Source organism: Acidobacteriota bacterium, assembly GCA_016195325.1.
GTDB lineage: Bacteria > Acidobacteriota > Polarisedimenticolia > JACPZX01 > JACPZX01 > JACPZX01.
The window spans coordinates 1-8,665 of sequence record JACPZX010000088.1 but is presented as its reverse complement, the minus strand read 5'-3'; the positions used below and the strand labels follow the sequence as shown (position 1 = coordinate 8,665).

General features: G+C 68.5%; 10 protein-coding genes. 3 read left to right on the top strand and 7 right to left on the bottom strand.

Annotated elements, in window-relative coordinates; genetic code table 11:
* A partial coding sequence (locus HY049_16120) for a hypothetical protein (protein MBI3450428.1) occupies positions 1-141 on the top strand: 141 nt, incomplete at its 5' end.
* Between the two features lie 57 nt (positions 142-198).
* Positions 199-1,479, top strand: a complete 1,281-nt coding sequence (locus tag HY049_16115; protein MBI3450427.1) for a hypothetical protein — start codon at positions 199-201, stop codon at positions 1,477-1,479.
* Positions 1,480-1,488: 9 nt separating this feature from the next.
* On the opposite strand, the gene HY049_16110 is transcribed toward HY049_16115, so the two are convergent.
* The 7 genes from HY049_16110 to HY049_16080 form a co-directional block, all read right to left on the bottom strand.
* The gene (locus HY049_16110; protein ID MBI3450426.1) at positions 1,489-2,679 is read right to left on the bottom strand and encodes an ATP-binding protein; all 1,191 of its coding nucleotides are present in this window, start codon (positions 2,677-2,679) and stop codon (positions 1,489-1,491) included.
* Between the two features lie 144 nt (positions 2,680-2,823).
* Positions 2,824-3,177, bottom strand: a complete 354-nt coding sequence (locus tag HY049_16105; GenBank protein ID MBI3450425.1) for a DUF5615 family PIN-like protein — start codon at positions 3,175-3,177, stop codon at positions 2,824-2,826.
* On the bottom strand, positions 3,174-3,422 hold the full coding sequence (locus tag HY049_16100) for a DUF433 domain-containing protein (protein MBI3450424.1): 249 nt from the start codon (positions 3,420-3,422) through the stop codon (positions 3,174-3,176). The genes HY049_16105 and HY049_16100 overlap by 4 nt, the downstream gene beginning before the upstream one ends.
* A gap of 4 nt (positions 3,423-3,426) precedes the next feature.
* Positions 3,427-4,518, bottom strand: a complete 1,092-nt coding sequence (locus HY049_16095; protein ID MBI3450423.1) for a HupE/UreJ family protein — start codon at positions 4,516-4,518, stop codon at positions 3,427-3,429.
* On the bottom strand, positions 4,515-5,768 hold the full coding sequence (locus HY049_16090) for a tetratricopeptide repeat protein (protein MBI3450422.1): 1,254 nt from the start codon (positions 5,766-5,768) through the stop codon (positions 4,515-4,517). Before HY049_16090 ends, HY049_16095 begins: the two co-directional genes overlap by 4 nt.
* A gap of 97 nt (positions 5,769-5,865) precedes the next feature.
* Positions 5,866-7,065, bottom strand: a complete 1,200-nt coding sequence (locus tag HY049_16085; protein ID MBI3450421.1) for a DUF4331 family protein — start codon at positions 7,063-7,065, stop codon at positions 5,866-5,868.
* A gap of 66 nt (positions 7,066-7,131) precedes the next feature.
* A complete protein-coding gene (locus HY049_16080; protein MBI3450420.1) occupies positions 7,132-7,968 on the bottom strand; it encodes a dienelactone hydrolase family protein in 837 nt (278 codons plus the stop codon).
* Positions 7,969-8,139: 171 nt separating this feature from the next.
* On the opposite strand from HY049_16080, the gene HY049_16075 reads away from it, so the two are divergent.
* A partial coding sequence (locus HY049_16075) for a hypothetical protein (protein MBI3450419.1) occupies positions 8,140-8,665 on the top strand: 526 nt, incomplete at its 3' end.

The window sequence follows — 8,665 nt, the reverse complement described above, 5'->3', positions numbered from 1 at the left end:
GGCCGCCTCGCCCTTCTCGGCGGCGACGAGGCGCTGGCGGCGTTTCGGGAGCTGCTGAAGCAGCGCGCCCCCGACGGCGCGGACGTGAGGTGGCGCGGGACGATCGAGGCGACGATCAGGAAGCTGGAGGGGGGGAGGTAGTCCTATTTCGCTTGACCGACTTCATGGACTTCGGTATAGGTTCCCGGAGAGCCCCTTATGAAGCGTGTCAGGCCGATTCTCAGCGTGGTGATCTGCACGCTCGCGATCTCCGCCGCGCTCGTGACCGTCCCGTCCCCGGCCTCCTCCTCGGGTGATTCACGTTCGGCGCTCGCCACGGGGCGCTCGCTCGACAACCTCTTCGTCCAGATCGACGCGCGCGCCTCCGGGTTCGGCGGCCTGTTCCTCGATGAGAACGGTGAGGCCAACGTCTACCTCGGCGAGAGTGCGAGCCGGGAGACGACGCTGGCGGCCGTCGGCGACGTGCTCCGCGCGAAGGGGATCGAAGCAGGCACGATCCACGTGCTCGAGGCCCGTTACGACTTCTCGACGCTGGCCCGATTCAAGGCGGCGCTCGGCCCGGTGCAGAACCTGCCGGGGGTCGTCTTCACGGACATCGACGAGGCGACGAACCGGATCCGCATCGGCATCGAGCGCGGCGCCGACCGATCCGCGGTAGAGGAGGTCATCGCCGCGGCCGGCGTTCCCGAAGAAGCCGTCATGGTTGACGCCGCCGAGCCGATCGGGTTCCTTTCCACGGTCACGAGCCGATTCCGACCGCTCGTCGGTGGAGTTCAGATCGGGTTCCGATGCCATGGCGCAAAGTGCTACACCTGCACGGACGGCTTTCTGGCGGACTGGAACGGCGTCGCGGGATTCGTCACCTGCTCGCACTGCACGCTCTTCCGCGGCGAGAAAGACGGCCTGATGTACTCGCAGCCGTCGCCGAATTCCACCTCACGGAGGATCGTCGGAGCCGAGCTCGTCGACCCGAATCATTTCACCGGAGGCGCCTGTCCCGCGGGGAGGCAGTGCCGGCTGAGCGACAGCGCGTTCATCGCGACGAGGGCGGGCTTGAAGCTCCGGCGCGGGCTCATCGCCCGGCCCGAGGACGTCGGCTCGCTGACCGTCAGCCGGGACCTGCCCCGATTTCGAATCACATCCGTGGGCTCCGGGACGCTCGTCGGCGAGGTCCTTGCCAAAGTCGGCAGGACGACCGGCTGGACGGAGGGCGTCGTGACGAACACCTGCGTGGACATCAACATCACCGGCACGCTCGTCACGTTGCTCTGCCAGGACGTGTTCACGGCCGGCGCGGCGCCGGGCGACAGCGGCTCCCCGGTCTTCCGGATCGTCAACGGAGAGGATGTTCAGCTCTACGGGATTCTCTGGGGCGGGAACGCCTCCAAGGGATACTCGCTCTTCAGCTCGATGGTCGAGCTGCAGCAGCCGGGGGAGCTGGGGCCGATCTTCGCTTGCGACCCGATCGAGGGGTGTTAGGCGTAGCGATCAGCCTTCTCTTCGGCGCCTCTTCCCCCGCCGGGCCCTGGGCAAAATCACCTCCGGATCCCCGGCGGCGAGATCGGAGAGTGGCACGACCCTCACTCCGCTGGAGAGCGTGTAGACGCTGCGCCCCGGGTAGATGACCGTCAGATGGTCGAGGCGAAGGTCTTCCATCGCGATCCGCATCGAGGCGGTCATCGCCGGCGCATCCTGGCGCTTGACCTCGATCCCGTAGCGCCTGCCGTCCTTGAACAGAAGCAGGTCGAGCTCGGCGCCGGTGTGCGTTCTCCAGAAGCAGGCCTCGTCCGGGTCGGCCAGCTTCAGCACTTCCTCGACGACGTAACCCTCCCATGAGGCGCCGAGCTTGGGATGCCGCCGAAGATCCGTCTCGGTCTTGATCCCCAGGAGAGAGTGAAGCAGCCCGCTGTCGCGAACGTAGATCTTCGGCGCTTTCACCTGACGCTTCTTGAGGTTCTCGTGCCACGGTGCAAGCTGTCGGACCATGAAGAGCTGAGTCAGCAGGTCGAGGTACTGGCGCACCGTGGGCTCGCTGAGGCTCAGCGATCTCGCGGGCTCGGCCGAGTTCCAGATGCCCCCGTGGTAGTGCGCCAGCATCGTCCAGAACCGGAAAAGCGCCGGTGACGCGATGCGGACGCCGAGCTGGGGAACGTCGCGCTCCAGAAACGTGCGGATGAACTGCTGGCGCCACCGCGCGCTGTTCGCCTCGGTGCGAGCCAGATAGGCTCGGGGGAACCCGCCTCGCCGCCAGTGACGGGCCACGGCGGTCGCCCCGAGATCGTCGAGACCGAACCCCGCGAGAGTGATGGTCTCGAGTCGGCCCGCCAGGGTCTCCGACGACTGGCGGAGCAGCGAGGGCGCCGCGCTTCCAAGGATGAGGAAGCGGGCTCTGGCCGGCCGGCGATCCGCCAGGACCCGCAGGATGGGGAAGAGATCCGGCCGTCTCTGGATCTCATCGATGACGACGACGCCGCGCAGCGGCTCCAGCTCCGTCATCGGCTCGCCGAGGCGAACGAGGCTCCGAGGATCCTCGAGGTCGAAGTAGCCGGGGGAGTCGAGAGACAGAATCTCCCGGGCCGCCGTCGTCTTCCCGCACTGCCGGGGTCCGATGAGCGCGACGACGCGACTGCGCGAGAGGGCAGCCCGGAGGGTGTTTTCGAGGTGCGGACGGGCGATCATGGCGTTCGAGAGTACCATGAAATTCGAAAGCCTGCCTTTCGATTTTCAGGGTCGCCGTCCGCGCCCCTCCCGCTACCCCAACCCCGCCACGAGGACATGGGAGCGAATCGCCGCAAGCTTGTCAGGGCGATCCTGCGTCTCCGGCTACACGTGCGTTTTCGAGACTCGAATTCGTTCGCCGCGCACCGTGATGACGGAGCCGGCGATGACTTCGGGAGTGTAGGTCTCGAGAATTCGGCGCATCAGCAGAATTCGTCTGCCTGCCGGCACGTCCGGGAGGCGGATAAGGCCGCGGTGCGGCTCGCGATCGACGAACACGAACTCCCCGAAGTCGGTGTCGATCGTGACGAGAACGCGGTCCTCGGCTACAGCCCTGCGCAAGATGTTCCGGTCCCCGGGGTCAGAGCCTTCCGAGCGGGCTTCGACGATATCGTGCCCTTGCTGACGCAGCCAGTCCGCCAGGCGCCGTCCGGCGCACCGGTCGATGAGGAACTTCAACGAGGCGGGGCCTGCACGGCGTCGATCGAGTCGTGCGCGATCACCGCGTGGGCGTAGGCGAGGCAGGCGCGAACGTCGTCGGGCTCGAGTTCCGGATAGTCGGCGAGGATGCTCTCCGCGGCTTCCCCTTGGGCGAGAAGGCTCAGGACCAACTCCACGGAGATGCGCATCCCCCGGATGATCGGCTTGCCGCCGAAAATCTCCGGGTCTGCGGTGATTCTCTTGAGGAGTTCGTTGTCCGTCATGGCCTCAGCCTAGCACGCTGGATGCGCGGATCGCCGCCAGGAAGTAGATCCCCCCGGCGACCGAGATCGCGACGGATCCCCCCCACACGAGCCGCGGAGATCGCGCCAGCATCAGCGCAAAGAACAGCGGCAGCACGATCATCTGGTGCCCCACCTCGACGCCGGCGCTGAAGCCGGTGATGGCGACGCCGACGGCCCCGCCGGGCATCCCCTGCATCGCGTCGAGGAGGCCGCCGGCGAAGCCGAGGCCGTGGAAGAGGCCGAAGAAGAAGGCCATCCCCAGCCTCGTCCACCCCCGCGTGCGATCCGGCCAGAAGATGTTCGACAGAGCGACGACGACGATGCTCGCCGCGATCATCGGCTCGACGATGCGCGAAGGGAGTCGCACGACGTCGAGGACCGAGAGGGCCAGCGTGATCGAGTGGGCGAACGTGAAGGCGCTGACGACCTTGATGAGATCGCCGAGCGTCGCCGCGGTGAGGACGAGCGCGCAGATGAAGAGGAGGTGATCGTACCCGCCCAGGATGTGCTCGATGCCGTGGCGCAGGTACTGTCGGAATGGCGCGGCCGACGGCGCCGAGAGCTCGATCACCAGCGGGCGCCCCGAGGTCAGGAGGAGTCCGTCCTGAGCCCTCGCGCCGGCGGACTCGATGCGGGCGACGTACGTCGCCTCCCACGGGTTGCCGGGGGCGTACTCGATCTCGCGGAGGGCGTCCTGAACGAGCGTCAGTCTCGCCGGGGAGGCCGCGAGGGGGTAGCGGAGATCGTAGAGGACGAACCCCGAGCCCTTCGACTCGGGCTCTCGGACCTGAACGACCGCGCCCTGGAGGGGAACGCCGTCGGCCGTGATCTGAAGATGACGGAGGAAGTACTCCCCGTGCTCCACCCATGGAGAGTTCGCCGGAGCCGCCGCCGCGGCCTTTCCAAGCGCCGAGGCGACGAAGACCTCCTCCACCGGCACGCGGGCCTCGACGAAGAGGGACAACGCCTCGATGCGGATGGCGAGGGACCCCTGCGAGATCGGGTGCGCCGAAGCGATGCCGGTCGCGAGCGCGGCGACGAGAACGAGCGCGTGGGGGAGCCGCGGGCTTCTCATCGGTGCATGTGGAAGGCGTTCGATCTGGGGTTCACGGCCACCGACTCTCTCAGATAGGAGCTTCCCTCCTCCCACCGCCCGGCGCGGGAGAAGATCAGACCGGCGTGGTAGAGCAGGTGCGCGTCCTTCGTTCCGCGCGCGAGGGCCTTGCGCACGGCGTCGACCGCGGCGTCGAGATCTCCGTTCTTGTAGAGCGCCCAGGCCAGCGCGTCGTACGCGTAGATGCTGTGCCTCAGCTCCATGTCCTTGAGGGCCCACTTGAGGGCCTCGACCGGGTTCTCCTCGGAGTCGGCGTAGTACCCCGCGAGATGGTGGAGGTAGTGGGCGTTCCCCCCCTCGACGGACTTCAGATACCCCGCGAGGGCCTGCGCGTGCCACTGTTTCGCTTCCTCGATTCGCCCCGCGGAGGCGTAGAGGTCTCCCAGCACCTGCTCGAACTCGGGGCGCTGCGTCCGCTCGATGACTCGCTTGTACAGAGCGGCCGCGTCGTCGATCTTCCCCTGCGCGCCGCGAAGCTCGGCGACGTGCTCGAGGGCGGCGTAGCTGTCGGTGGAGAGCTTCAGGGCGCGGTCGTACGCGGCTTCCGCCCCCTCGAGGTCACCGGTTCCGAAGGACATCTCGCCGAGACGCACCTGGTACCAGGAGATCTCCGCGGCCGGGACGCCGTCGCGCGCGAGCGCGGCGGGGTCGGACTTCATGAGCTTCATCGCCTCCTCGTGATGCCCGTGAAGCTCGGCCACCCTCGAGAGGCGCGCGAGGATTGCGGGGGTCCGGGCGCTCGACGCGAGCTCCCGATAGATCGACTCCGCCTCGGCGACGTCTCCCATCTCGAGATTCGCGTCTCCCTCCGTCGTGCGGGCCATGGTGTTGCGGCTGTCAACGCGGTACGCATGGCGCGCCAGGTCGCGCGCCTGCGCGAAGTGATGGGACTCGTACTCGACGACGGCCATCGCGGTGAGGCCGCCCGCGTTCTGCGTGCCCGGCACGGAGGCGAGCGAGGCGCCGGCCGCGCTGCGGGCCCGCTCGAGCCACGCGAGGTCTCCCGTCTCCCGCATCATCCTCACGCACTCGCCGGCGAGCCGGTTCTGCGCGACGAAGTCGAGCGGGTCGCTAAGGACGCGCTCCTCGAGGAAGCGCAGCGTGGAGGCGGCGGGGGCCGGGGCCACTGCCGGGGCCTGGGCCAGTGCGCGCGGCGCCGCTTCGGAGGCGCCGGAGAGTTGCGCCGGCAGAGCGAGGGCGGCCAGGGTCATCAGGGCCGCTCCTGCCGCACTCCGTCCGTGCCGGCGGCGCGAAGCGGCCGGCACGGAGGAGAGGGAGGCTCCGCCCGCGAGGGGCGGAGCCATGACGTCAGTTGCGGGTGTTGTCATCGATCGTCCCCGTCGGAAGGGGCTGGTGCGGCGCGGCGAAGAAGGGGAACGAGTCCCGGAAGATCGAGTCGTTCGCGTTCACGCTGTCGCCGGTCGTGATGGCGCCGTTCGTCACGAAGAAGAGAATCGTGTCGATGACGTCGTCCGCCGGGCGGCGGCCGTTCGGGAAGCCGGCCCCGGCGTTCGTGCCGCCCTGTGGGCCCGAGTTGGCGACCGAGGTGTCGAGGCGCAGCAGGTCGCCGTGCGCGACGGCGACGCCGGCGAGGATGCCGATGTTCGCGTTGCTCGTCCCGAGCGCCGTGAGGGTCCCGACGATGTCGTTCGCGAACTTGCCGGCGGCGTCATCGGTGGTGCGGGCCCGATTGTACTCGTCCTTCCGCGCGAACGGGATGAGGACGGTGTTGATGGCGGGGACGCCCATGCGGTCGATCTGGACGAAGTCGCCGAACTCGACCGGGTCGTTCTTCTGCGAGCGCGCCGTGTTCCGGCGCCTGAGCGTCGAGGCGCTGACGCCGATCACGCTGCCGGCCGGTCCCTGGAGAAGGCTCGCCGGCACGCTGAGGGCGATCATGTTCACGTTGTACCCGGCGAAGGTGTCGCGCCCGCGGGAGAGGAGCGTCGGGTCGACCGCGCCGCCGAGGACGGAGCCGACGAAGCGGTTGAAGCCCGGGATGTCGAAGAAAAACGGATCGTCCGTCAGGCCGGCGAAGAACGAGACGCCGGAGGCGGGGTCGGTGGTGACGACGGGGTTCGTCGCTGCGGACGCCGTGGCCGAGGAGACGGTCGTCGGCGCCGTGAAGCTGAAGACGTTCGAGTCCTCGCCCTGGGGCATGGTGATCGTCGCCATCTGGGGCTGGCTGCGGGAGGTCTGCTTCGAGAACCTCACGAGGATGGCGCGGTCGGGGGCCGCGTCGCCCGTGTTCTCGATGTTGAACTTGAAGAGGACGTCGTGGTCGAACGATCCCAGGTTCGCGTTCTCCCCCGGGACGATGAACCCGTGGACGTCGAAGGCGAGGATGACCTTCGAGCTGTCGGACGGATCCACGAAGGTGTAGACGTCGGCGATGTCCGTGGCCTGGTCGGCCTCGACCAGAGGCGCCTCGGCGTGATCGGCGGCGTGGGTGGCGAACGGTGCGGCGGCCAGCATGGCCGCCAGGGCAAACTTCGAGAGCTTTGTCATCACGATCTCCTTGTCCGTGAGAGGGTGGCTTGGACGTTCACGGACCTCTACGCCGGAAGATCGGAATCAGATTTCCTTCAGGATCCCCTTCCACCGCTCCCACGCGGCGTCGCGCCCCTTGCGGTCGGCCTCGGTGCCGGTGCCGTCCTCGCCGAGGCGCATGAAGCCGTGGCCTGCCGCCTCGTAGGTGACCGGCTCGTAGGTTTTGCCCGCGGCCTTCATCGCGTCGGTCGTGCCGGAGATGGTCGCGCCGATGCGGGCGTCGGACCCGCCGTAGAAGCCGTAGACGGGGCAGCCGATCCTCGCGAGGTCCCCGGTTTTCTCGGGGGCGGGGCCGTAGAAGACGAAGGCCGCCTTCAGGTCGGCGCGGTGCGTCGCGAACCGGAAGCTCTGCCCGCCCCCCCAGCAGTAGCCGGCGACGGCGAGCTTCCCGTTGGACGCAGGGAGCTTGATCGCGTAATCGGCGACGGCGTCGAGATCCGCCGTGACCTGATCCGGGGTGAGCTTGTAGATCGCCTGGACCGCCGCGTCCTGCGACGGGAAGTCGCTCGTCTTCCCGCCGTTCGGCCCCGCTCCCGACAGAAGATCCGGAGCGACGGCGATGTATCCGGCCTCGGCGAGCTCGTCGGCGAGGCTCCGGACCCAGTCGGTGAGGCCGCGGTTCTCGTGAATCACGAGAACGGTGGTCGCCTTCTCTATCGCCTGCGGGTAGACGACGAAGACCTGGACCTGGCGATCGCCGCTCTTCAACGTGACCCACTCGTTGTGCCGCGGCGAGGTGTCGAGCCGGTGGTGAATCGGGTCGTCCGGAGCGGCCGCCGTCAAGAGGGGAACCGCGATCGTCAGCGCGCTCGCGCGGACGCGATCGTCAGCGCGCTCGCGCGGAGTGTCAGGGTCTTCCATGAATGCATCGGTGTCTCCTCCATCGCGACGGGATCGCCGCTCCGGATCCGTCCGCTCGTCGGCGGCCATGGTAGATCGGTCGCTCATGCCCGTGGCGCCCCGGCGGGTTCCATCGTACATTCCCGCGTTCGCCTGACGCGCCCACCCACCCCCTTTCGAGAGGAGCCCCGCGTGCGCCCGATTCTGAAGCCCCTGGTCCTGCTGACGCTCGTCGTCACCGCGGCCCCGTCGTTCGCCCTTCCCGAGCAGGCCGCCGCCAAGCTCCGCGGCCCGATCCGAGACCTGAAGGCCGGCTTCACGGCCGGCGCGACGGCGATCAGCGCGAACGGCACGATCGTCGGCTCGGGGAACAGCCAGAACGGAGCCGTCCGCTGGGCCTTCATCTCGACCGGCGGCAAGGCGAAGAAGTTCCCGCACTTCAACAGCACCAACATCGAGGGGTGGGGGGTCAACGACGCGGGGGTTTCCGTCGGCGATTTCTACGATCCGAACGGCGTCCCCCAGCCCTTCCGCGGGAAGGTGAAGCTGGACACGCTGAGCTCGCGGGGCGGCCAGGCATTCGACATCAACAAGAGCGGGGTCGCCGTCGGCTCGCTCATCGGCGTCAACCCCACCCCGGCGGTGAAGTGGGATCCCGGTACGAACGCTCCCTCCGTCCTCGGGCTCGGGCGCCCCTTCGCCATCAACAGCGCCGGCG

What these genes read in the sequence shown, in the direction of transcription:
- HY049_16110 (MBI3450426.1), bottom strand. Translation starts at nt 2,679, where the DNA reads ATGATCGCCCGTCCGCACCTCGAAAACACCCTCCGGGCTGCCCTCTCG.
- HY049_16115 (MBI3450427.1), top strand. Translation starts at nt 199, where the DNA reads ATGAAGCGTGTCAGGCCGATTCTCAGCGTGGTGATCTGCACGCTCGCG.
- HY049_16100 (MBI3450424.1), bottom strand. Translation starts at nt 3,422, where the DNA reads ATGACGGACAACGAACTCCTCAAGAGAATCACCGCAGACCCGGAGATT.
- HY049_16085 (MBI3450421.1), bottom strand. Translation starts at nt 7,065, where the DNA reads ATGACAAAGCTCTCGAAGTTTGCCCTGGCGGCCATGCTGGCCGCCGCA.
- HY049_16090 (MBI3450422.1), bottom strand. Translation starts at nt 5,768, where the DNA reads ATGACCCTGGCCGCCCTCGCTCTGCCGGCGCAACTCTCCGGCGCCTCC.
- HY049_16095 (MBI3450423.1), bottom strand. Translation starts at nt 4,518, where the DNA reads ATGAGAAGCCCGCGGCTCCCCCACGCGCTCGTTCTCGTCGCCGCGCTC.
- HY049_16080 (MBI3450420.1), bottom strand. Translation starts at nt 7,968, where the DNA reads ATGGAAGACCCTGACACTCCGCGCGAGCGCGCTGACGATCGCGTCCGC.